The sequence below is a fragment of the Flavobacterium sp. LS1P28 genome (genome assembly GCF_003970335.1).
Classification (GTDB): Bacteria; Bacteroidota; Bacteroidia; order Flavobacteriales; family Flavobacteriaceae; genus Flavobacterium.
This window is the reverse complement of record NZ_RYDI01000028.1, coordinates 1-23,311: the sequence shown is the minus strand read 5'-3', so window position 1 is coordinate 23,311 and position 23,311 is coordinate 1. Positions and strand designations below refer to the sequence as shown.

General features: G+C 33.9%; 21 protein-coding genes and 1 pseudogene. All 22 read left to right on the top strand.

What is annotated here, in order from left to right:
* Window positions 1–2: 2 nt before the first annotated feature.
* The 22 genes and pseudogenes from EKL97_RS14865 (at window position 3) to EKL97_RS15940 (ending at window position 23,049) form a co-directional block, all read left to right on the top strand.
* On the top strand, window positions 3–1,112 hold the full coding sequence (locus EKL97_RS14865; protein ID WP_126569226.1) for a HigA family addiction module antitoxin: 1,110 nt from the start codon (window positions 3–5) through the stop codon (window positions 1,110–1,112).
* Between the two features lie 21 nt (window positions 1,113–1,133).
* On the top strand, window positions 1,134–1,373 hold the full coding sequence (locus EKL97_RS14860; protein ID WP_126569225.1) for a hypothetical protein: 240 nt from the start codon (window positions 1,134–1,136) through the stop codon (window positions 1,371–1,373).
* 199 nt (window positions 1,374–1,572) lie between these two features.
* Window positions 1,573–1,716, top strand: coding sequence for a hypothetical protein (locus EKL97_RS15625; protein WP_158614941.1), 144 nt, complete (start codon window positions 1,573–1,575; stop codon window positions 1,714–1,716).
* A gap of 30 nt (window positions 1,717–1,746) precedes the next feature.
* Window positions 1,747–2,064 (top strand): DUF6660 family protein, encoded by a 318-nt coding sequence (locus EKL97_RS14855; protein WP_126569224.1) that lies wholly within the window; start codon window positions 1,747–1,749, stop codon window positions 2,062–2,064.
* 146 nt (window positions 2,065–2,210) lie between these two features.
* Window positions 2,211–6,533 carry a CusA/CzcA family heavy metal efflux RND transporter gene (locus tag EKL97_RS14850; protein WP_126569223.1) on the top strand — a complete coding sequence of 1,441 codons (4,323 nt, stop codon included), beginning with the start codon at window positions 2,211–2,213 and terminating at the stop codon, window positions 6,531–6,533.
* Between the two features lie 11 nt (window positions 6,534–6,544).
* On the top strand, window positions 6,545–7,798 hold the full coding sequence (locus tag EKL97_RS14845) for an efflux RND transporter periplasmic adaptor subunit (RefSeq protein ID WP_126569222.1): 1,254 nt from the start codon (window positions 6,545–6,547) through the stop codon (window positions 7,796–7,798).
* A 28-nt stretch (window positions 7,799–7,826) separates the two neighbouring features.
* A pseudogene (locus tag EKL97_RS15950) lies at window positions 7,827–8,165 on the top strand (MerC domain-containing protein); the annotation flags it as partial.
* A gap of 51 nt (window positions 8,166–8,216) precedes the next feature.
* Entirely contained in the window at window positions 8,217–8,435 is a 219-nt protein-coding gene (locus EKL97_RS15945; protein WP_233588609.1) for a GDCCVxC domain-containing (seleno)protein, read from the top strand.
* Between the two features lie 17 nt (window positions 8,436–8,452).
* Window positions 8,453–10,477 carry a heavy metal translocating P-type ATPase gene (locus EKL97_RS14835; protein WP_126569221.1) on the top strand — a complete coding sequence of 675 codons (2,025 nt, stop codon included), beginning with the start codon at window positions 8,453–8,455 and terminating at the stop codon, window positions 10,475–10,477.
* 672 nt (window positions 10,478–11,149) lie between these two features.
* The gene (locus EKL97_RS14830) at window positions 11,150–11,518 is read left to right on the top strand and encodes a hypothetical protein (RefSeq protein WP_126569220.1); all 369 of its coding nucleotides are present in this window, start codon (window positions 11,150–11,152) and stop codon (window positions 11,516–11,518) included.
* A 153-nt stretch (window positions 11,519–11,671) separates the two neighbouring features.
* Window positions 11,672–12,532, top strand: coding sequence for a DUF3347 domain-containing protein (locus tag EKL97_RS14825; RefSeq protein WP_126564172.1), 861 nt, complete (start codon window positions 11,672–11,674; stop codon window positions 12,530–12,532).
* Between the two features lies 1 nt (window position 12,533).
* Window positions 12,534–13,094, top strand: a complete 561-nt coding sequence (locus EKL97_RS14820) for a helix-turn-helix domain-containing protein (RefSeq protein ID WP_126564173.1) — start codon at window positions 12,534–12,536, stop codon at window positions 13,092–13,094.
* Between the two features lie 81 nt (window positions 13,095–13,175).
* Window positions 13,176–13,367 (top strand): heavy metal-binding domain-containing protein, encoded by a 192-nt coding sequence (locus EKL97_RS14815; protein WP_126569219.1) that lies wholly within the window; start codon window positions 13,176–13,178, stop codon window positions 13,365–13,367.
* 3 nt (window positions 13,368–13,370) lie between these two features.
* Window positions 13,371–13,514 (top strand): heavy metal-binding domain-containing protein, encoded by a 144-nt coding sequence (locus EKL97_RS16145; RefSeq protein WP_410503655.1) that lies wholly within the window; start codon window positions 13,371–13,373, stop codon window positions 13,512–13,514.
* A 210-nt stretch (window positions 13,515–13,724) separates the two neighbouring features.
* On the top strand, window positions 13,725–14,459 hold the full coding sequence (locus tag EKL97_RS14810; RefSeq protein ID WP_126569218.1) for a DUF3347 domain-containing protein: 735 nt from the start codon (window positions 13,725–13,727) through the stop codon (window positions 14,457–14,459).
* Between the two features lie 86 nt (window positions 14,460–14,545).
* A complete protein-coding gene (locus EKL97_RS14805; protein ID WP_126564175.1) occupies window positions 14,546–15,013 on the top strand; it encodes a heme-binding domain-containing protein in 468 nt (155 codons plus the stop codon).
* 8 nt (window positions 15,014–15,021) lie between these two features.
* The gene (locus EKL97_RS14800) at window positions 15,022–16,320 is read left to right on the top strand and encodes an efflux RND transporter permease subunit (protein WP_126564176.1); all 1,299 of its coding nucleotides are present in this window, start codon (window positions 15,022–15,024) and stop codon (window positions 16,318–16,320) included.
* Window positions 16,317–18,254, top strand: a complete 1,938-nt coding sequence (locus tag EKL97_RS14795) for an efflux RND transporter permease subunit (RefSeq protein WP_126569217.1) — start codon at window positions 16,317–16,319, stop codon at window positions 18,252–18,254. Before EKL97_RS14800 ends, EKL97_RS14795 begins: the two co-directional genes overlap by 4 nt.
* A complete protein-coding gene (locus EKL97_RS14790; RefSeq protein ID WP_126569216.1) occupies window positions 18,241–19,494 on the top strand; it encodes a TolC family protein in 1,254 nt (417 codons plus the stop codon). The genes EKL97_RS14795 and EKL97_RS14790 overlap by 14 nt, the downstream gene beginning before the upstream one ends.
* Window positions 19,495–19,496: 2 nt before the next feature.
* Window positions 19,497–20,750 carry an efflux RND transporter periplasmic adaptor subunit gene (locus EKL97_RS14785; RefSeq protein WP_126569215.1) on the top strand — a complete coding sequence of 418 codons (1,254 nt, stop codon included), beginning with the start codon at window positions 19,497–19,499 and terminating at the stop codon, window positions 20,748–20,750.
* The gene (locus tag EKL97_RS14780) at window positions 20,747–21,961 is read left to right on the top strand and encodes an efflux RND transporter periplasmic adaptor subunit (protein ID WP_126569214.1); all 1,215 of its coding nucleotides are present in this window, start codon (window positions 20,747–20,749) and stop codon (window positions 21,959–21,961) included. Before EKL97_RS14785 ends, EKL97_RS14780 begins: the two co-directional genes overlap by 4 nt.
* A gap of 590 nt (window positions 21,962–22,551) precedes the next feature.
* Window positions 22,552–23,049, top strand: a complete 498-nt coding sequence (locus EKL97_RS15940) for a DUF4372 domain-containing protein (RefSeq protein ID WP_233588608.1) — start codon at window positions 22,552–22,554, stop codon at window positions 23,047–23,049.
* The last annotated feature ends 262 nt before the right edge of the window (window positions 23,050–23,311 follow it).

The window sequence follows — 23,311 nt, the reverse complement described above, 5'->3', positions numbered from 1 at the left end:
AAATGATGACAAAAAATCTATTACCAGCAATTGCAACACATCCCGGAACAATTCTCGCGAACGAAATGGAAGCAAATGAATACTCTCAAATTGACCTTGCAAAACTTATAGACATCAAACGCAGCCAACTCAACGAAATCATAAAAGGCAAACGAAACATCAATGCAGACTTGGCATTATTGTTAGAAAAAGCCTTGGGTATCGATGCCGATTTCTGGATGGAAGCACAAAAAAACTACGACCTCGACAAAGCAAGAATTGAGGCTAAAAACAAAGCACAATTAGAAGCTATAGAAATCTGGAATGTCGCCAAAGCATTCATTCCGGTATCATTCTATAAAAAAGAACAGGTAATTTCTGGAAATCCTGTAGCCGACAATCAAAAAATCAGGGAAATATACCGAGTGGTAAACTTGGACCAACTGGCAACAATGAGCGTACAAAGCCATTACCACAGGTTCAAAAAATCGACTAAACTCAAAACCGATGTGGTGAACATTATGGGTTGGGTAAAACTGGTGCAATACAAAGCTTCGGAGGTTATAGTCCCTACTTTCAATCACGAAAACCAGGAGCAACTAATAGCTGATTTAAGAGCCATTTTGCTGAAAAATAAGGACACGCTAAATAAAGTCCAAAACAAATTGCACGACTATGGCATCAAGTTGATCTATCAGGCAAAAGGAGAAAAAACACCGGTGGATGGAGTCTCTTTTTGGAGTAATGGAAATCCGGCCATTGGAATGACACTAAGACACAATCGTTTGGATAATTTTGCATTTACCTTGTTTCACGAATTGGGACATATTTTCAAACATTTGGTAAATAACGACACCGCCGAGTTTATCGATCTGGAAACTAAAAACGAAGAGGAAGAATACAAAAACTCGACAGAAGAAAAACAAGCCGATCATTTTGCACAAAATAGTCTGATTAAAGAGGAGCATTGGAGCCAATTCAAAAAGAATTTGCCTCACAACAACAACAACGACGCAGCAATGATGGCTTTTGCCAAACAAGTCAAAATCCATCCCAGTATAGTAAGAGGACGAGTTTGTTTTGCGCTAAATAATTTCCGCAGCTATACTTCGATTAGTAATGATATCAATTAATTTCCCGAAACCACTATTAAAATGGTGTATGAATTGTATGGTTTGAGTGAGGAGGAAATCGCCATAGTAGAAAGTTTAAATTATCACTGTATTTTAATTAGAGATATTGTAAAGGACTGGAACACGGTTGTTGACTCAGCAAGTGATCGTGTTGACAATTCAGAATACAAACGCTACAGATACATTTACTCAAAAGAATCTTTAGACATCTTAACTTCAAAGGCAAAGGAATTAATCGCCAATATTAATAATAATACATAAGACCCTCGGATTGATATTTATGTATTTGGAGTCACGCTTATGGAACTTTTAACTGCTAAAAATCCGTTCAGATATTTATCGGTAGAAGATATAATTCTAGTGCATCAGACCACAGGTTTCCTCATTTAAAAACTTCCCATGTTCCAAAACCAATTCATAATCCATGATATAAAGGCATCTATTGATCCATCTAATGACAATGCAGAAGGCAGTTGATTATGATCGAACCATCTTCTACTGGAATATTGTGCAACGTATTTTTGACGAAGAGCAAGCTGGGAAAGAGGATGTAAGTAAAGAACTGGAGATTTTTGAGAAGGAACAATATAATATTATGTATTGAAAATCAAATAAAATACCTACTTTTACTGTCTTGAAAATTACAAACATCATATTATCCATTGTTTTATTACTACTTTCCTGTATGCCTTGTGCAGACAAGGATCAGATTGGTTCGTTTGAAAAAGTTACGGAAATTCATAATGCAAAACAAAATCAAAATAAAGATGCGTGTTCTCCTTTATGTGTTTGTAACTGTTGTGGATGCCAAGGTTTCGCTTATAATACCATTTGCGTTTATAATTTATTTTCTGTCAAAACAATAATTGACAAAAAAACACCTGCATACAAATCTATTTTAACTTCCAATTTCTATGGAAGTATTTGGCAACCGCCACAAATTAATGCTTAATTTTTTTTGATTAATGTTTAAATAAATAGCGATTAATGACTTGTGCATTAATCACACTGTTGTTTTCCATTAATCACTTTACGGTATTTGACACCTTCAGTTGCTGTAAATTATAAATTAATATTAAACATTAATCATTTTCAAAAGTGTTAGACAAAATCATTCATTTTAGTATAAATAATAAATTCGTCATTGGTTTGATGACTTTATTTCTCATTATTTGGGGAGTTTGGAGTGCTTCTAAATTACCCATTGATGCCGTGCCAGATATTACAAACAATCAGGTACAAATTATTACACTTTGCCCAACATTGGCAGGTCAAGAAGTAGAACAATTAGTGACTTTTCCAATAGAACAAAGTATTGCAAATCTTCCCGATTTAGAGGAAACTCGAAGCATTTCTCGCTTTGGTTTATCTGTAATTACAGTTGTTTTTGATGACGATGTAAATATTTATTTTGCGCGTCAATTAATCAGTGAACGATTAAAGGAAGCCATTAGCCAAATTCCTCAAGGCATTGGAACACCAGAATTAGGACCGGTAAGTACAGGACTTGGTGAAATATATCAGTATATTTTGCATCCAAAAAAAGGAAGTGAAAATAAATATTCAGCAATGGATTTACGTTCCATGCAAGACTGGATAGTAGCAAGACAACTTAACGGGACACCAGGAATAGCCGAAATAAATAGTTTTGGTGGGAAAGTGAAACAATATGAAGTGGGCGTTAATCCAAATCGTCTAAAAGCAATGGGAGTAACTATTCCTGACATTTTCAACGCTTTAGAAAAAAACAATCAAAACACAGGAGGTGCATATATTGACAAAAAACCAAGTGCCTACTTTATTCGTGGTGTTGGGTTAGTGACTTCCTTGGAAGATGTAAAAAACATAGTTGTAAAAAGCAGTCCTAACAGCGTTCCAATTTTTATAAAAGATGTTGCTGAAGTGCAATTTGGAAGTGCTGTACGCTATGGCGCAATGACCTATAATGGAAAAGTAGATGCGGTGGGCGGTATCGTGATGATGCTGAAAGGAGCAAACAGCAATGAAGTGGTAAAGAGAGTTAAAGAAAAAATGATTATTATACAAAAATCATTACCTGATGATGTAATCGTTGAACCATTTATAGACCGAAGTACATTTGTAAACCGTGCCATATCTACAGTTGAAAAGAACCTCGTCGAAGGAGCCTTAATTGTCATTTTTGTATTGGTGTTATTTCTCGGAAACCTTCGTGCGGGACTTATTGTAGCTTCTGCAATACCGCTATCAATGCTTTTCGCATTGGCATTAATGAAAATATTTGGTGTAAGTGCAAATCTTATGAGTTTAGGGGCAATTGATTTTGGTTTAATCGTAGATGGTGCCGTTATTATTGTTGAAGCATCATTATATTATTTAGAACACAATAAAAGTAAAGTCCCCCTTACCCAGATCCAAATGGATAGTGCCGTAGAAAATAGTGCTAAAAAAATGATGAGTAGTGCCGCCTTTGGACAAATCATTATTATGATTGTTTATTTTCCAATTTTATCTCTAGTCGGAATTGAAGGAAAGATGTTTGGTCCAATGGCAAAAACGGTTTCATTCGCAATCATAGGTGCAATGATACTTTCACTAACCTATATTCCGATGATGAGTGCTTTGTTTTTGCCTAAGCTTATCAGTCATAAAAAAACATTCTCTGATAAAATGATGGACTTTTTGTATAAAAAATACGAACCCCTTTTAGTAAAAGTGATTGAAATAAAATACAAAGTCGTTGGTATTACTATCGCATTATTATTAGTTACGTTTTTTATTTTTAGCAAAATGGGTGGCGAGTTTATTCCAACTTTAGCCGAAGGAGATTATGCTTTTGAATTTAAAATGCCACTTGAAACATCCTTATCCCAAAGTATAGAAACTTCAATGCAGGGTGCAAGAATTGCCAAGCAATTTGATGAAGTGAAAATTGTGGTAGGCAAAACTGGTGCTGGGGAAGTGCCTACTGACCCAATGCCACCGGGAGCTACAGATATGATGATTATTTTAAAACCACAAGAGGAATGGAAATCTGGCAGATCCTATGATGAACTGGGCGATGCAATAGAAGAAAAATTAAGCGTAATACCAGGTGTTTTTATCGAAAAAAGTCAGCCCATTCAAATGCGTTTCAATGAATTAATGACAGGAATTAAACAAGATGTTGCCATAAAAATATTTGGCGAAAACTTGGATAGTCTTTCCGTATATGCCAAAAAAGTGGAAAATGTGATTGTCAATGTAAAAGGGGTTTCATCACCACAAGTGGAACAAGTCGATGGTTTACCGCAAATTAATATCGAATACGACCGTTTACGTATTGCAAATTATGGATTAAATGTTGAAGACATCAACAGTATTGTAAGTACTGCTTTTGCAGGAAAAGCAGCAGGTGTAGTTTACGAAAACGAACGAAAATTTGATTTAGTGGTCCGTTTAGACAGTACGTCAAGACGAAGCATCGACGATGTAAATAATCTATTGATCCCAACACCTACAGGCAATCAAATACCTTTATCGCAAGTGGCAAACATAGATTTTAAACTTGGCCCAGCGCAAATAAGTCGTGAAGCAGGAAAACGCAGAATTGTCATTGGTTTCAATATCCAAGATAGAGATGTCCAAAGTGTGGTTAACGAAATTCAAGAAAAGTTGGCTACGAAAGTAAAGTTGCCATCGGGTTACTATTTCACGTATGGTGGCACATTTGAAAACTTACAAAAAGCATCCAATAGATTGATGATAGCTGTACCAATATCGTTACTTCTAATTTTTATGCTTTTGTATTTTACATTCAATTCTATGAAACAAGCCAGTTTAATTTTTACGGCAATTCCAATGAGTGCCATTGGAGGTGTATTTGCTTTACTCTTACGCGGAATGCCTTTTAGTATTTCGGCAGGAATTGGTTTCATTGCATTATTTGGTGTAGCAGTTTTAAACGGAATTGTATTAGTGGGCACATTCAATCAACTCGAAAAAGAAGGTTGGGACGATGTCATAAAACGGGTAATTGAAGGAACAAAAATACGATTACGCCCTGTATTAATGACGGCTACTGTAGCTTCGCTAGGATTTTTGCCAATGGCATTATCCCACAGTGCAGGTGCCGAAGTCCAAAAACCATTAGCAACGGTTGTAATTGGTGGTTTACTGTCTGCTACATTTTTAACATTATTTGTTTTGCCTTTGCTCTATATTATTTTTAATACAAAAATTAAATTAAAAAGAAAACCAGGAATGAAATCAATTGCAACAATTTTATTTATTGGATTGTTTTTATCATTCAATACTAGTCAGGCGCAATCACGAAAAAGTATCGATGATGTTCTGAATTTAGGATTAAAAGATAATTTGCAAAACAATATTAATCAATCGCAAATTTCAAAAAATAAGCTTTTGATAAAGGGAAACAAGGAATTTCCAAAAACGGGCATCTTTGTAGAAAATGAAGATCTGCGACCTTCGGATAAAATGGGAATTTGGAAAATCGGATTACAACAAAGTTTCTATATGCCACAGGTAAATCAAGCAAAGAAAAATTACTATCGTGAGCAAACTAAATACTATGAATTTAACAAAGAAGTAATCAATACGGAATTGAAAAAAAATATACGTTCTGTATATTATCAATTATGGTATTTACAGGACAAAACGGTTTTATTTCAGCGATTAGACAGTATTTATATTGGATTGCTAAAAACTACAATAGTAAAAGTAAAAACAGGAGAAAGCGCTGGTATCGAAAAAATTTCGGCAAACGTAAAGTTGAAAGAAATTGAAACCAACATCACACAACTTCAAAAAGAAATGGTAATGCAACAACAAGCATTAATGCAACTGCTTAATAATTCAGAAGCAATTTTACCACTTTCAAAATCGTTGGAAAAGTTAGAATACGGCATGCAAAATTCGTCAGACAACCATCCAAACCTTCTTTTATTACAACAAAATGTAATGATTGCCAATAGCGAAATTGCTATTCAAAAAAGCAATCGTTTACCTGAATTTTCCGGTCGTGTCTTTTCGCAAAAATTATACGGTGTTGAAGATCCTTTTAGTGGTTTTTCATTTTCAACTTCATTTCCGATTTTTGGAAGCGGAGCCAATCAAAACAAAATAAAAGCTGCCAAAACTGAAAAAGAAGTACAAGAACAACAATTGCAATACCAAACACAAATACTTAAATCTTCTTTAGCTCAATATCAAACTGAAGTGGAAAAAAGCATACAAGGTTTACAATTTTACGAAACTTTGGGTTTGCAACAAGCCGAAGAAATTATAAAAGCTGCAAATCAATCCTATCAGGCAGGAGAAATAAGTTATGCTGATTTTTCAATTTATTTAAGCCAAGCCATCGAAATACGAAAAAATTATTTAGATAATCTAAATGCATACAACCAAGCAATTATTGAATACAATTATTTTACAAACAAATAAATTTAAAAAAAATGAAATCTTTAAAAATAAAATATAAGAATTATCTTTTGCTAATTGCCACTTGCTTACTTCTGATTTCCTGTGGTAATAAAGAAACTAATCCAAAAGAAGAGGAACAAAAAGCAACAACAGAAGAAGCCGAACCAACAATTGCTTCGCTCACAGCCGAACAAATAAAAACTGTAGACATTCAATACGGAACTATTGAACAAAAGCAATTAACGGCTACACTTAAAGCCAATGGCGCATTGCGAGTGCCTAATAACAACAAAGCCAATGCAACTTCTATGTACGGTGGTGTTATAAAAAACATCTATGTACAGTTGGGCGATTTTGTAAAAAAAGGGCAAGTGATCGCTACAATAGCCAATCCACAATTTATACAGTTACAAGAAGAATATTTAAGTACTTCCAGTAAAATTACCTTTGCGGAACAAGAAGTGGCCAGACAGAAAGAACTCAACGAAGGAAACGCTGGAGCTTTAAAAAATTACCAAAGCGCGAATGCGGAACTAAAATCAATGCGAACTCGAAGAGCTTCTTTGCAACAACAAATCCAACTGATGGGCATCAATCCAAATAGTTTAAACAATGGTAATTTACGTTCTGTTTTGTCCGTTACAAGTCCTATCGGTGGTACTGTTAGTAATATCTTTTCCAAAATTGGCAGTTATGTAGATGTATCATCTCCCGTTGCTGAAATTGTAGACAACTCGCAGCTGCATTTGGATTTGAATATTTTCGAAAAAGATTTGCCAATGTTAAAAGTAGGACAAATTATACATTTCAGAATAACCAATAATTCAGGCGAAGATTATAATGCAAAAGTATATTCAATAGGTGCCTCTTTTGAGAACGATAGTAAATCAATACCCGTGCACGCTAGAGTTCAAGGCAATAAATCGGGACTAATTGATGGAATGAATATAACCGCAATTGTAAGTTTAAATGATGTAACTACAAGTGCAGTACCTACCGATGCAATTGTGAGTGCAGATGGCAAAGATTATATTTTTGTTGTTACCAATAAACAAGCCGAAGAAGAAAAACCAGAAGAAGTCGAAACAGAGAAAGAACCTAAAGCAAAAGGTCAAGAACAAGAATCAAAAAATACCAATTTCGAAAAAATTGAAGTGGTAAAAGGCGTTTCGAATATGGGCTATACCGCAATCACATTAGTAAAAAACATTCCAGCCAATGCTAAAATCGCAACAAAAGGAGCCTTCTTTGTAAATGCAAAATTGACTAACAAAGGGGAAGAATAATTTTAGAACCCTTACGATAATTAAAAATATGAAACTAAAAGCAAACATCGACAAACTAGGAACAATAGGGCTTTTCATTACGGCACTATTTTCCCCTTGTTGTTTTCCATTATTTGCTTTCGGGGCATCAGCACTGGGACTTGGAAGTATAGAACTATTTGGAGGTTGGACAATGTGGATTTTTCAATCGATGGTTTTAATTTCAATTGGCGGACTTTACATTTCCTACCGAAAACATCTTTGTTTGTATTCTTTGCTGATCGCGATTCCGAGTGGAATAGTAATATTCTTTGCTTATTATTTTAGCAAAATAGAAAATCCAGCTTATTTAATTTATACCGGAATGTTTGGGATTCTGATTGCTACAATCGTAAATTATTACCAAAATAAACTTCACGGAAATTGCAAAACTTGTACAATCTATGAAGGGAAAACGGTTGAATTAAAATCAACTTTAACTTGCCCCAACTGCGGAAACAAAAAAGAGGAATTAATGCCAACCGACGCGTGCCAATTCTTTTACGAATGCGTAAAATGTAAAACAATAATCAAACCATTAGAGGGTGATTGTTGTGTTTATTGTAGCTACGGTTCCGTAAAATGTCCACCAATACAGGCGGGAGATAATTGTTGTTAACATATTATATAAAAAAAATGAAACACAAACATAAATACGATGCAAACGGCAAACAGCTTTGTTGCACACTGGAAGAAAAAATAAACAACAAAACCGACAAACAAACGGGATGTTGTACCGTTGACTACAAATCCGAACATGCTGATGATGACGGTCACGACCATGACCCTTCAGGCGGGAATGAAAGTACTTTTAAAATGTTTTTGCCCGCAATTATTTCTTTCATTTTACTCCTTGTGGCTATTGGTTTTGACAATTATTTTACGCAAACATGGTTTACAGGTTGGGTTCGGATAATTTGGTATGGAGTTGCCTATGTTCCTGTAGGCTTTCCCGTTTTAAAAGAAGCATTCGAAAGTATTCGCAAAGGAGAAGTGTTTTCGGAATTTTTATTGATGAGCATTGCTACCATTGGTGCATTTGCAATTCGTGAATATCCAGAAGGTGTTGCAGTAATGCTTTTCTATGCCGTTGGTGAAGTGTTTCAAACCTTGGCTGTTCAAAGAGCAAAAACAAACATTAAATTATTATTAGACCAAAGACCTGATGAAGCAACAGTAATGAATGGAGAAAATGCGACTATAAAAAAAGCATCCACAATCACCATTGGAGAAATCATTCAATTAAAACCAGGAGAAAAGCTAGCATTAGACGGAAAACTACTTTCTGATACGGCCTCGTTCAACACCGCAGCGCTAACAGGAGAAAGCAAACCAGACACTAAACAAAAAGACGATACCGTTCTTGCCGGAATGATTAATTTGAATACGGTAGTTCTGATTGTAGTAACAACTGCCTACACCGATAGTAAATTATCTAAAATTTTAGAAATGGTGCAGGAAGCAACAGCCAAAAAAGCCCCTACGGAATTATTTATCAGGAAATTTGCCAAAATATATACTCCAGCAGTAGTGTTTCTTGCCATCGGGATTTGTTTGCTTCCAATACTATTTGTAGAAAACTACATTTTCAGTGATTGGTTGTACAGAGCCTTAATTTTCTTGGTTATCTCCTGCCCATGCGCATTGGTTATTTCTATTCCATTAGGCTATTTCGGTGGCATTGGTGCAGCAAGCAAAAACGGAATTTTGTTTAAAGGATCTAATTTTCTAGATCTAATGGCATCCATTGAAGTAGTGGTTATGGACAAAACAGGGACACTGACCAAAGGGGTTTTCAAAGTACAAAAAGTGGTTGCTGTAGATATTTCCGAAGCCGACTTAGTAAAATTTACAGCCGCGCTCGAAACTAAATCGACCCATCCAGTTGGAACAGCTATAATCGAATACGCAAAAGGTTCCGAAAAAGATGCTATCGTTACTGACGTAGAAGAAATTGCAGGACATGGACTTAAAGGAAAAGTGGACGGAAAGGAAATCTTGGCAGGAAATGTAAAGCTGATGAAAAAATTTAACATCAGTTATGATGTCGAAATCGATACGATACCTTTCACGATTATCGTTATTGCAATCAATCAAAAATATACAGGGTATTTTTTAATTGCTGATGAAATTAAAGAAGATGCCATAGAAGCAATTCAGAGTTTACATAAAATAAACGTGAAAACCGTAATGCTTTCGGGCGATAAACAAGCCGTTGTAGATGCAGTGGCAAAAGAATTAAACATAGACCAAGCATATGGCGATTTATTACCGGAAAACAAGGTAGAAAAAGTAGAGGAATTAAAATTGCAAAACCTAAAAATTGCATTCGTTGGTGATGGTGTAAACGATGCGCCAGTAGTTGCCCTTGCCGATGCCGGTATTGCAATGGGCGGCTTAGGAAGTGATGCAACAATTGAGACTGCCGACATTGTTATTCAAAATGACCAGCCTTTAAAGATTTTCACAGCAATAAACATTGGCAAAAAAACAAAACAAATTGTTTATCAAAACATTGGTTTGGCATTTTCAGTAAAAGCTATTGTTTTAGTTTTGGGTGCGGGTGGTTTAGCCACAATGTGGGAAGCCGTTTTTGCAGATGTTGGGGTGGCTTTATTGGCAATTTTAAATGCGGTTAGAATCCAAAGAATGAAGTTTTAGAGTTAGTTATGATTCAAAGTTAAGAATGCATACTGTAAAAAGATAGACGTTTTTTTACAAACACCGAAAAACTATGTTCATTACTCCATTCAAACACCAGAACATAAAAAAGATTGTCTTTAATTTACGGAATACTTGTAACATCTATACTAATAATTTTAATAAATTAAACAAAATGTAATTATTAATTATGAAACCAGTAAACTGATTTAATAGATAACGCATCCCAAATGAAGAATTGAAAATGTATAACTTTCATTGAATCAACGAAAGAATTTGATAAAATTATCGATGGATTTGAACAGCGCATATCTTCGATGAGATATTATTAAAAGCTAGTGAATTCAAATTTCTATCTAAGAGCATGATGAGAAAACTCAAAATTTCGGTATAATAGTTTTCCTCAAAAACTGCAATTTTTGTATCAACTGGCGCAAATACCGGATAACGATGAGGAATTAATCCATTTATATGATTTAAAATTTTACATAGATGAGATTAACACTCATAACAAAGATTAAAGTAGTTTAGTCTTCATCTATTCGCTTCCTTAATAATACTTTTAATGAGAATAAAAATTAAAGCTAAGTAGTTGTAAAAAAACAGTAAGTCTTTAACGTGTATTAAGATTATTTCTCTACCTTTGGTATAATATTAATGTTTTTTTCACAAATGAAAAAGTTTCACATTTTATTAATCGTTGTTCTTGGTTTCCTCTTGATGCCGGCAGTAACTTTTGCGTGTGAAAATAATTCATCGAGACATTCTTCTTCAAAAGAGACTTCCTCAAAAATGGATAAAGAGGATTGTTGTAAAGACAATAGTCATTCAAAAACCAAAAACGACCAGGGTTGCGGAGGAAAATGCAGCCATTCTAAATGTGGTTGTGCCTTTTCTTGCAACACATCTGTTTTTATTAATGAATTGAATTTTAATAAAAATATATTTAATTTCTTTTCAGAAAAACAAAATTTTTACAATTACGAAACCTCCATTTCTTCTGGTTTCAATTCATTATGGCTTATACCAAAAATAGGCTAAATTTTAAATTTGATATCCATAATTGTGTCAAATAAAAAGCAATTATTGCTTTAAATCATTTAATTTCTCAGTTAATTTCATTTTCAAAAGTATGGCTTTGTTGTGCGGTCATTTTGTTCTTGTTTAACTAATTCAATTTAAAATTAATTTACAATGAAATCACTAAAAAAAATAGTGATGGCAATAACTCTATTGCTATCAGTCATAGTCGTTAACGCGCAAATTAAAAACGCTAAAACCGAAACCGTAAAAATATTCGGGAATTGCGCAATGTGCGAAACTACCATAGAAAAAGCAGGAAATCTCAAAAAAATTGCAAATGTTGATTGGAATAAAGACACTAAAATGGCTACACTTACTTATGATACTAAAAAGACCAATCAAGACGAAATACTGAAACGTATTGCACTTGCGGGTTATGACAGTAATAAATTTCTTGCTCCAGATGCTGCATATTCAAAACTTCCGGAATGTTGTCAATATGATCGCGTAGCAAAAGTGGCAGTAAAAATGGAAGCAAAACCCACAGAAACTAAAATGGAAACGGCAGGAATGAAAATATCTAAAGATTCTTCTGTGTCTGAAAAACAAGAAACAAACCAACTAAAATCAGTTTTCGACAATTATTTCTTATTGAAAGATGCCTTGGTAAAAACAGACGGAAAAACGGCTTCTATGAAGGCAATGGATTTATTAAGAGCTATATCTTCTGTAAAAATGGAAACATTGAAAATGGATGTCCATATGGTGTGGATGAAAGTTTTTAAAGACTTAACTGCTGATGCAAAAAATATTTCTGAAGCAAAAGAGATCCAAAAGCAAAGAGAACTTTTCAAATCATTATCAAAAAACACGTATGAGCTAATAAAAGTTTCAAAATTTACTGAACCGGTTTATTATCAATATTGTCCGATGCAAGATGCCAATTGGTTGAGTAAAGAAAACACAGTTAAAAATCCGTACTACGGTTCACAAATGTTGAGTTGTGGAAAAACAATAGAAACGATTAAGTAAAATGAAACTATATATCAAAAATATGGTGTGTAATCGATGTACGATGATAGTCAAATCAGAGTTAGAAAGATTTGGTTATAACATTGTCGCTATCGAATTAGGCGAAGTTGAAATAAAAGAAGAGCTTTTAAAACATCAAATAGATGAAATTCAAAAGGCTTTCGCCCAATTTGAATTTACAATTATTAAAAAAGGAAATGAAAAAATAGTAGAAAAAATCAAATCATTAGTGAACAGTTTTGTTAACCAAAATGAGGAATTGCAACATTTGAAGCTATCAACCTATATTCAATCTAATATAAATAAAGAATATAATTATTTGAGTAATGTATTTTCTGAAACTGAAAACAAAACCATAGAGCAATTTTATATAGACCATAAGATTGAAAAAATAAAAGGATTTCTTTCAAACAATGAAATTTCTATATCTGAAATAGCCTATAAAATGGGCTATAGCAGTGTGTCTTATCTGTCTAATCAGTTCAAAAAAGAAACAGGATATACGCCTTCACAATTCAAAATTTTAAAGTACAATGATAGGGTTGGATTAGAAAATCTGTAAATGTTACAAATCTGTTGTAAAACATTACAATCATTCAATTTAATAACTGAAAGACCTTTGTCATATTAATTTAAACTAAAAATGAAAACATTAATTATCGTACTAAGCGTATTCTTAGCAGTAAATACATTGGCATCAGCTCAAGAAACTACAAAATCTTCGCAAAAGGATGCTCAAAAAACAACTTACAGCTGTCCGATGCATCTTGATGAAGTAAGTTCAGAACAAGGAAAATGTAGTAAATGTGGAATGGAATTGACAAAAATCCCCTAAAAAATTAATCCCCACGCTACGAAAGCAAGTCAACCTAAGAGTAAAACTGTAACGAAATATGTTTGTCCAATGGACGGCTCAACTTCTGATAAACCAGGAGAATATTCTAAATGCGCAATGAAAATGGTAAAATCACCGAAAAAATAGTTACCCAAACTACAAAAGGTAGTCAACCTAAAAGAAAAATTGTGACAAAATATGTTTGCCCAATGGACGGCTCTATTTCAGACACTTAAGGGGAATGCCCTAAATTCGGAAAGGAAATGACTAAAAAAAAGTCTAAAAAGTAAGAAGCCAATAATAAAAAATGTTACCAATAGCAATAATAACAATTAACAATTCTAAAAAAATAATAAAATGAAAAATCTAATCCTATCAGCCATAGCAATGGCATTTGTACTAGTTTCTTGTAACCAAAAAAATAAAAAAGCTGTAACTACTGATTCAGAAAAAACAGAAAGTACTTCACAATTGTATGCGTGTTCTATGCACCCCGAAGTAACAGGAAAAAAAGGTGAAAAATGCTCAAAATGTGGCATGGAATTAACCGAACCAGTTGCACAAAATGAAGCAACTCATGATCATACTGATGGAAGTCATAGTCACAATGATGCGACACCAGTTGAAGTAAATACTGAAGCTACGTCGGTTACCCAGACAACATTTTCTACAAATGAAATAATTTCTAATTATTTAAAAGTAAAAAACGCACTCACAAAAGACGATACAAAAGGAGCAGCCGACGCGAGTAAAGCATTATATGCCACTTTCAATAAAGTCAATACCAATTTAATAGGTCCAAAATTGAAAACAGAATATATCGATATTGCCGATGATGCGAAAGAACATGCAGAACACATTGGCGATAATGGTGGAAAAATTGACCACCAAAGAGAACATTTTGCGATGTTGAGTAAAGATGTGAATGATTTGATAAAAATATTTGGAGCAAAACAAAAACTATATCAAGACTTTTGTCCTATGTATGATGAAGGAAAAGGGGCGATTTGGATAAGTGAAAACAAAGAAATAAAAAATCCTTATTACGGTTCGAAAATGCTCACTTGCGGTTCTATGAAAAAACAATTATAAAATGAAATCGCCATGATTCCAAAATCATAAATTAGATTGAAGAATGGCGATACCATATTCCATTAAAAAACAAATATTATCTTCATATGAAAAAAATCATCAAGAAAATACTTGTAATTGGGTTTGTAATTTTTTTGTTGATGCAGTTATATCAACCTGCTCGTAATGAAAGTTATGAGCAGGAATTAACTGCAAATTTTACAAAAATGTATGATGTTCCTAAAAATGTTGAAACTATTTTACGGATATCTTGCTACAATTGTCATAGTAACAATACCAATTATCCATTATATTCTTACATTCAGCCCGCACGGTTTTTTATGGAAGAACACATTAAAGATGGTAAAAAGGATTTGAACTTTAATGAGTTTGGAAAGTACTCCAAACGAAAACAAGAAAACAAACTAGAAGCTATCATCAAACAAATAAAATCCGATGAAATGCCTTTGGGATCTTACACATTAATTCATAAAAATGCCATTTTGACGCCAACACAAAAAGAGGAAATAATCAATTGGATTAAAAAAACGAAAGATAGTCTTTCAGTAGAATAATAAATATTATGGTAGAAAAATTAATCTCATTTTCACTAAAAAACAGATTTGTAGTCTTACTCGTCTCAGCTTGCTTACTCGCTTGGGGTATTTACAGCGTGCAACAAAACCCTATTGATGCCATTCCTGATTTATCAGAGAATCAAGTTATTGTATTTACCGAATGGATGGGAAGAAGTCCTCAGGTCATCGAGGATCAAGTTACTTATCCATTGGTCTCCAATTTACAAGGAATTCCAAAAATCAAAAATATTCGTGCCTCCTCTATGTTTGGGATGAGTTTCGTATATATCATCTTTGAAGATGATGTAGACATATATTGGGCAAGAACTCGGGTACTGGAAAGATTAAATTATGCCCAACGATTGTTGCCTCAAAATGTAGTGCCTACATTAGGACCAGATGGAACTGGAGTAGGACATATTTTTTGGTATCATTTAGAGACTAACGGCATGGACTTGGGAGAACAAAGAGCCTTGCAAGATTGGTACGTAAAATTTGCATTACAAACTGTTCCCGGCGTGGCTGAGGTAGCATCATTTGGTGGGTTTGAAAAACAGTATCAATTAGTGTTAGATCCACTGAAAATGCAATATTACAATGTGAATATTATGGAAGTGATGAATGCAGTGAAAGCAAATAACAATGATGTTGGTGGTCGAAAATTTGAGATGAGCAACATGTCTTACATAGTGAGAGGTTTGGGCTACATAAAAAACATAAAAGATGTAGAAGAAATTGCTGTTAAAAATTATAATTCTGTTCCAGTAAAAGTAAAAGACATTGGCTCGATACAAATGGGTGGCGATTTACGCTTGGGAATTTTTGACGAAAATGGAACAGGTGAGGTTGTGGGAGGAATTGTAGTCATGCGTTATGGTGAAAATGCAGATGAAGTGATAAAAGCGGTTAAATTAAAAATGAAAGAAGTTGAAAAAGGATTGCCTGAAGGCGTTTCTTTTAAAACGTCTTATGACCGAAGTGAATTGATTGAAAAAGCTATCGCATCGGTGAAAGGAACTTTAATTGAAGAAATGATTGTTGTTTCAATTGTTATACTACTTTTTCTTTTTCATTGGCGAAGTGCTTTAATTATCTTAATACAATTGCCTATATCAGTAGCTATTGGATTTATTTTGCTTGAAGCCTTTGGGATATCATCTAATATCATGTCATTAACTGGAATTGCATTAGCTATTGGTGTTGTCGTCGATGACGGAATTGTAATGGTGGAGAATGCCTATAGGACAATTTCGGAGGAGCAAGAGAAAATAGACAGCAATCAAAATAATTCGGAAATAAAATGATAGATAAAATAAAAAATATATTCAAAAAAGAACACGACCCCTTATCTTCTGAAGAAAAGTTACAACTTATAGAAAAGTCTTCAAAATTAGTTGGCCCAGGGGTCTTTTATTCAACACTCATTGTGATTGCTTCCTTTTTACCTGTATTTCTTCTCACGGGTATGGAAGGTAAATTATTCAGCCCGTTGGCTTGGACAAAATCATTTATATTAATAGTCGATGCTTTTTTAGCCATTACCCTAACCCCAGTTCTAATTAGTTTTCTGCTTAAAGGCAAACTTCGTCCAGAAAACAAAAATCCAATTAACAAAAAACTGGAAAGCATTTACACGCCTATTTTGATTTTTTGCTTAAAATGGAGGAAAACAGTATTGGGTATTAATATAATTGCACTCCTGATTGGCGTTTTGATGTTTACCCGTTTAGGGACCGAATTTATGCCCCCTTTAGATGAAGGTTCCGTGCTTTTTATGCCTGTAACATTACCAGATGTATCCAATTCTGAGGTAAAAAGAATTTTACAAGTGCAAGACAAATTGATAAAATCGATACCCGAAGTGGCTCATGTTTTAGGAAAAGCCGGACGCGCTAATACAGCAACCGACAACAGTCCAATAAGCATGATTGAAACGATTGTTTTACTAAAACCCCAACACGAATGGAGAGAAGACAAAACGAAAGCCGATATTGTTAATGAAATAAACAATAAACTTCAAATTCCAGGAGTTACAAATGGTTTTACACAGCCCATCATTAATAGGATTAATATGCTTGCTACTGGTATTAGAACCGATGTAGGAATAAAAATTTACGGAGCAAGTTTAGACACTATCAATGTTTTATCTCAAAAAATAAAAAAAGCTCTTGAAGGTACTTCTGGCGTAAAAGATTTATATGCGGAACCGATTACTGGCGGAAAGTACATCGATATCGAGGCAAAAAGAGAGGCTATCGGCAGATACGGACTTACAATAGATGATATAAACAACGTGGTAGAAGCGTCTATTGGCGGCATGAAACTCACCACAACCATTGAGGGAAGACAACGATTTTCGGTAAATGCAAGATATGCTCAAGAATACAGAAATAGTATTGAGGCATTAAAAAAACTTCAAGTGCAAACAATGGAGTTTGGTCCTATTCCATTGGAAGCCGTTGCCGATGTAAAAATAAGCGATGGTCCTCCAATGATAAATAGCGAAAATGCAATGCTACGAGGCAGTGTACTGTTTAATGTACGAGATCGTGATCTAGGAAGTACAGTAAAAGAAGCACAAGAAAAATTGAATACAATGATCACTAAAATGCCAAAAGGTTATTATGTGGAGTGGAGTGGACAGTGGGAAAACCAAATCAGAGCCAATAAAACATTACGCCTGATTTTACCTATAGTTGTAATCATTATTTTCCTTATTCTGTACTTCACTTATCGTTCCATGAAAGAAGCACTGATTACAATGATAACCGTACCGTTTGCTTTAATTGGGGGGATTTTTATGGTCTATTTTTATGGAATAAATTTATCCGTTGCGGTTGCAGTTGGTTTTATAGCATTGTTTGGAATGGCAATCGAAACCGCTATGTTAATGACTATTTATTTAAATGAAGCAATGAATAAAATGGTAGAAAAACACGGGAACAGTGCGGCAACAATTACAGAAGCAATTTTGAAACAGTACATTATTGACGGTTCTGCCAAAAGGTTGCGACCAAAATTGATGACCGTCTCCGTTTCCTTATTTGGATTAATCCCTATTCTTTGGGCAACAGGTACCGGAGCTGATGTGATGCTGCCAATTACGGTTCCACTTATTGGAGGTACAATTACCTCAACAATTTATGTATTATTAGTAACCCCTATAGTTTTTGAGATGGTAAAACTTCGAGAATTAAAAACAAAAGGTAAAATAGAACTTATAGATGTTAAAGAATAACTATTATATCGCAATAAGCTGTTTGATTTTAAGTACTGCTAATATGGTGGCACAAACACTTTCGTTGGATGCTGTTTTGACTAATATTAGAACAAATAATCCACAACTAAAAATGTATGATGCTGATATTCAAAGTATGGATGCAGCTGCAAAAGGTGCCAAAAGTTGGATGGCACCACAAGTGGAAACTGGGTTTTTTATGGCACCTTACAATACCAAAATGTGGAAAGCAAGTGAAATGTCTCCGGGCATGGGATCTTACATGGTGGGCGTTACACAAATGATCCCGAATGCCAGAAAACTTAAGTCTGATTTCAATTACATGAACGCCATGTCATCGGTTGAAAAAGAAAATAAAGAGTACACAATTAATCAATTAAAGGCACTGACAAAAACAAATTATTACCAATGGCTAGTTTTAAATAAAAAAATAAAAATTGCGAATGATAATTTATTGCTCTTAGATTACATGATAAAAAGTATGGAAATACGCTATCAGTATAACATGGATAAATTACCAACTTATTACAAAGCAAAATCGCAATACGGTGCATTAGAAAGTATGATTGTAATGTTAAAAAACGATATTTCCCAGAAGCGAATTATGCTGAATACATTGATGGCTAGAGATAAAAACACTTCATTTGAAATAGATGAAGCATACAAATTAAATGATTTTGATGCCATAAAAGCAGATACAATTTCACTTTCCCAAAACCGAAGTGATGTTAAAGCTATTGAAAAAACAATGGTATTAAATCAATTAAAAATTGAAACTGAAAAAGCAAAATTATTGCCAGAGTTTGGTGTAAAATACGAGCATATGTTCGCCTTTGGAGAACAGCCAAAACAATTTTCTCTGATGGGGATGATTACTATTCCAATGCCTTGGTCAACAAAAATGAATAAAGCCAATATCAACAGTTTTAAAATCAAGAATGAAGGTCTTAACTGGCAAAAGCAAATGATTTTGAATGAAGCGGCAGGTATGATTTCGGGTATGAACACCGAATTGACAAACCTAAAAAAACAATATGATATTGCTGAAAAAAATATCATTCCTGCCTTAAAACGAAACTATGATACTGCAATATTAGCTTGGCAGAATAATACGGGAGATTTGTTTGTAGTCTTGGATGCTTGGGAAGCATTAAATATGGCCCAACTTGATCTTCTGGATAAATTACAAAATATTTTAAGCACACAAGTAGAAATCGAAAAACAACTAGAAATCAAATAATTATGAATAAATATTTAAAATATAGTTTAATTTTAATCGTAATCTCTAGTATAGGATTTGCTGTCTATTTCTTTACAATAAAATCAGACAGTCATTCGGAATTGGAACATCAAAGCGAGATTTATACTTGTTCGATGCACCCTCAAATCATTAGAGATAAACCCGGAAACTGTCCTATTTGCGGAATGACTTTGGTGAAAAAAATAACAGAAAGTCAAGCTGAGGAAGACAATTCTATTGGCAATTTTTTAAAACCTACTGATAATTTTATCGTCGGGGATTATCAAACTACAACAGCTAAAGACACTACATTAAGCAGTGAGATCAACTTACCCGGAATAGTGGCCTATGATCCAAATTCCTCCGTAAATATTGCTGCTCGAATCAGTGGAAGAATAGAAAAAATGTATGTCAATTACAAGTACCAAAAAGTAACTAAAGGACAGAAATTATTTGATTTATACAGCCCTGAATTATTGACAGAACAGCAAAATTTTATTTATTTAGTTTCCAATGATTCCGATAATACGTCAATTATTAAAGCCTCAAAGAAAAAATTATTGCTTTATGGAATGACAAATAAGCAAATAAACACATTGTCTTCTTCCAAAAAAGTAAATCCTCTAGTTTCAATTTACAGTCCAGCTTCTGGAATTGTTCAAGGAACAGAAAAAATGGATAATACAAGCAATTCGACAATGCAAACTGCAAGTAACAATACAGAAATATTAAACATAAAGGAAGGAAATTACATAAAAAAAGGAGAAGTCGTTTTTAAATTAGTAAATACCAATAAAGTATGGGGTATCTTTAATGTTAGCCAAGGATACAATAGTCTAATTAAAACCAATCAATCTATCAAAATCACGACAGAATTAGACAAAAACGAATTCATCGATGCACAAATAAATTTTATTGAAACTCAATTTAATCCAGCAGATAAAACCAATAGAATTAGGGTATACTTTAACAACAATAAACTAAAATTTCCCATAGGTCTGCGATTGCAAGGCTTTGTAAAAACAAATCCGACGAAAGCCGTTTGGTTACAAAAACAAGCATTAGTGAGTATTGGCAGCAAGAAAATCGTTTTTATAAAAATGAATAATGGTTTTAAAGCAACTGTAGTAAAAGTAGGAATTGAAATAGATGATTTTATTCAAATCATCAGTGGAATTTCTGTTGAAGATATCCTCGCTAAAAATGCACACTATTTAATTGATAGCGAAAGCTTTATTAAAACTGAAAAATTATGAAAAACATAAAAATAATAGTCACGCTATCACTGCTACTTACTGTATTTATAGCTTGCAATACCAAGAACAAAGAAGACCATAGCGCACATAAAAGTAAAGAAATTATTTTTTACACTTGTTCTATGGATCCTCAAGTAAAGGAAGATAAACCAGGAAAATGTCCCATTTGTCATATGGATTTAACGCCTATAAAAAGTGACGACACAGCTGCAAATGAGATAAGCTTGAGTAAACAGCAGCTGCAATTGGGGAACATCACCATGCAAACTATTGCAACAACTCAAAGCAGTTTAGAGCAAAATTATACAGGAGTTTTAACAATTAATCAAGAGAAAATTAATACCATTTCTGCCAGAGCAATGGGGCGAATTGAAAAATTATACTTCAAAACAGTGGGAGATTATGTTGCTAAAAACGAACCAGTATATCAATTGTACAGCGAAGATATTGCTATTGCTAAACAAGATTACTTCACAGCATATAAACAACTTACCATGCCGGGTGATTTTGGAAAAAATGCACGTACGATGCTTATTGCTGCCAAACAAAAACTATTATTCTTTGGTTTATCCAATGCCCAAATTGAGACTATAAAATCGAATAAAGAAATTTCTCCGTACACTATTTTTTATAGTAATAGCAGTGGAACTATCTCAGAGATAATAGCAACAGAAGGCAGCTATGCAATGGAGGGTGCTGGTATAATTAAATTGTCGAATTTAAATAGTCTTTGGCTCGAAACACAGGTAAATATAAATTATGCAAAAAGCATGCAACTTGGACAAAAAGCCACAGTTTCATTTACTGATTTTCCTGATAAATCCATCATTTCAAAAATCTCCTTCATCAATCCTGAAATAAATCCGGATACCAGATTGCTTTTAATTCGAATGGAAATACCTAATCAAAATTTGCTATTAAAACCCGGAATGCAAGCAATTGCAAGATTGACACAATCCAATATAAAAGGTCTATTTATACCTAGTGATGCGGTCATAAGAGAAGAAAATGCTTCTTACATCTGGATTGAAAAAAGACCGGGAGTATTTGAAAGCGTAATGGTGGAAACAGGAGCAGAAATTAATGGGATGATTGAAATTAAATCGAAAATGGATCCAACCAAAAAAGTGGTTGTTACCGGGGCCTACGCCATAAACAGTGAATACAAATTTCGTAAAGGAAATGATCCTATGGCGGGAATGGAAATGTAGTGTTTAGAAAGAAATGACACATACCTCTAGTATTACTGTTACGATGGTGTTCAAAAATAAAAAAATATTATCTGAATACTTTGCAAAAATTATTGATAGCGGTTGGAAAACTATAGCAAATAAATAACGAATTGAAACTAGTACGAATAAAGCATATTCTACTTACAATTTTAAAAGTGATGAAAATGGATGATCAAAAAGCAAATTCCAATTGCTCCCAGTACAGATAAAATAACAGTAATTGATATATTATCTAAAAGGGCTATAAAACAACTATTGAACACGCTTGGCATTATATTGATGTAGATGGAATTGTAATTGGTTTTGTTGCCATTGCAGACAAGATAAAAGAAAAAAGCGATGCAGTACTAAAGGATGCCTTAGCTAATGGCGTTGTCGTTAATAAAGGAATAAAGGCAAAAGGGAAATCTGAAATTCCTTTTTTTAAATTAGAAGGTGATATGTATTTGGTGACCGACTATTCTTCCGAAATGAAATTGATTTATAATCATTGTTGTCCGATAAAAAAGAAGCCAAATTAATGGCTTCTTAAAAACATCGTAATTTTGAGTTGCAAAATTTAAATAACGATGGGTAAAAATAAGTATTTTTCGACTAAATCTGTATTCGGACAGTTGATTTCTTTAATAGATGATTCAATGATTCAGAAAGCTGTTAAAAAGCATGATTCCGATAGGTATGTCAAGCATTTCAAATGCAAGGATCATTTGTTTAGTATGGTTTTTTGCTGCTTAGAAAAGTGTAATTCTTTGCGTGAAGTTGCTGGCGGAATGCTCGGTTTATCGGGTAAAGAGGAAGCTGTCAGAATTAGCCATCTTCCAAAAAAGAGCACTTTATCGGATGAAATAATTGAAGTTGAAGTTGATAAAGGAAGTGCGAAAAGCAAATTAAAATTAAGAAAAATAAAATACTATGACAGAGAAAATAAAAGAACCTTTGAGTTTATCAGCAATCAAGCGGTCTCTCTGCGGTCGTTCCCTTTGTTCCGTTCGGCAGCTCCAGTCGGTCAACCTTACAGTTTTATAATAACACTTTTGGTAAATAAGCTATTTATTATTTCAATTTAATAATAAGGTTTCCCTCCGTTCCGCAGACACTTCACAGCACAAAAAAATAAGGCGGCCAAAAAATAGGCAACCTTACTTTTTCCGCTGTTCGTTCCTCATCTCCACACGTTCTCTTCCTGCGTTCGGCAGGGCTATTACATCCACAATACCGCTTCATTCCGTTACACTCCGCAAGCTACGTTCCTCTGCATTCCAGCAGTATCATGTCTGTCGCCCTTTATTTTTTCAGCGGTGGCGCTCTTCGCACAGCCATCGGGGTTGG

Bases quoted from the DNA above. Each gene is read 5' to 3' on its own strand.
- EKL97_RS14865 (WP_126569226.1), top strand. From the start codon at position 3: ATGATGACAAAAAATCTATTACCAGCAATTGCAACACATCCCGGAACA.
- EKL97_RS14860 (WP_126569225.1), top strand. From the start codon at position 1,134: ATGGTGTATGAATTGTATGGTTTGAGTGAGGAGGAAATCGCCATAGTA.
- EKL97_RS15625 (WP_158614941.1), top strand. From the start codon at position 1,573: ATGCAGAAGGCAGTTGATTATGATCGAACCATCTTCTACTGGAATATT.
- EKL97_RS14845 (WP_126569222.1), top strand. From the start codon at position 6,545: ATGAAATCTTTAAAAATAAAATATAAGAATTATCTTTTGCTAATTGCC.
- EKL97_RS14835 (WP_126569221.1), top strand. From the start codon at position 8,453: ATGAAACACAAACATAAATACGATGCAAACGGCAAACAGCTTTGTTGC.
- EKL97_RS14830 (WP_126569220.1), top strand. From the start codon at position 11,150: ATGAAAAAGTTTCACATTTTATTAATCGTTGTTCTTGGTTTCCTCTTG.
- EKL97_RS14825 (WP_126564172.1), top strand. From the start codon at position 11,672: ATGAAATCACTAAAAAAAATAGTGATGGCAATAACTCTATTGCTATCA.
- EKL97_RS14820 (WP_126564173.1), top strand. From the start codon at position 12,534: ATGAAACTATATATCAAAAATATGGTGTGTAATCGATGTACGATGATA.
- EKL97_RS14815 (WP_126569219.1), top strand. From the start codon at position 13,176: ATGAAAACATTAATTATCGTACTAAGCGTATTCTTAGCAGTAAATACA.
- EKL97_RS14810 (WP_126569218.1), top strand. From the start codon at position 13,725: ATGAAAAATCTAATCCTATCAGCCATAGCAATGGCATTTGTACTAGTT.
- EKL97_RS14805 (WP_126564175.1), top strand. From the start codon at position 14,546: ATGAAAAAAATCATCAAGAAAATACTTGTAATTGGGTTTGTAATTTTT.
- EKL97_RS14800 (WP_126564176.1), top strand. From the start codon at position 15,022: ATGGTAGAAAAATTAATCTCATTTTCACTAAAAAACAGATTTGTAGTC.
- EKL97_RS14795 (WP_126569217.1), top strand. From the start codon at position 16,317: ATGATAGATAAAATAAAAAATATATTCAAAAAAGAACACGACCCCTTA.
- EKL97_RS14790 (WP_126569216.1), top strand. From the start codon at position 18,241: ATGTTAAAGAATAACTATTATATCGCAATAAGCTGTTTGATTTTAAGT.
- EKL97_RS14785 (WP_126569215.1), top strand. From the start codon at position 19,497: ATGAATAAATATTTAAAATATAGTTTAATTTTAATCGTAATCTCTAGT.
- EKL97_RS14780 (WP_126569214.1), top strand. From the start codon at position 20,747: ATGAAAAACATAAAAATAATAGTCACGCTATCACTGCTACTTACTGTA.
- EKL97_RS15940 (WP_233588608.1), top strand. From the start codon at position 22,552: ATGGGTAAAAATAAGTATTTTTCGACTAAATCTGTATTCGGACAGTTG.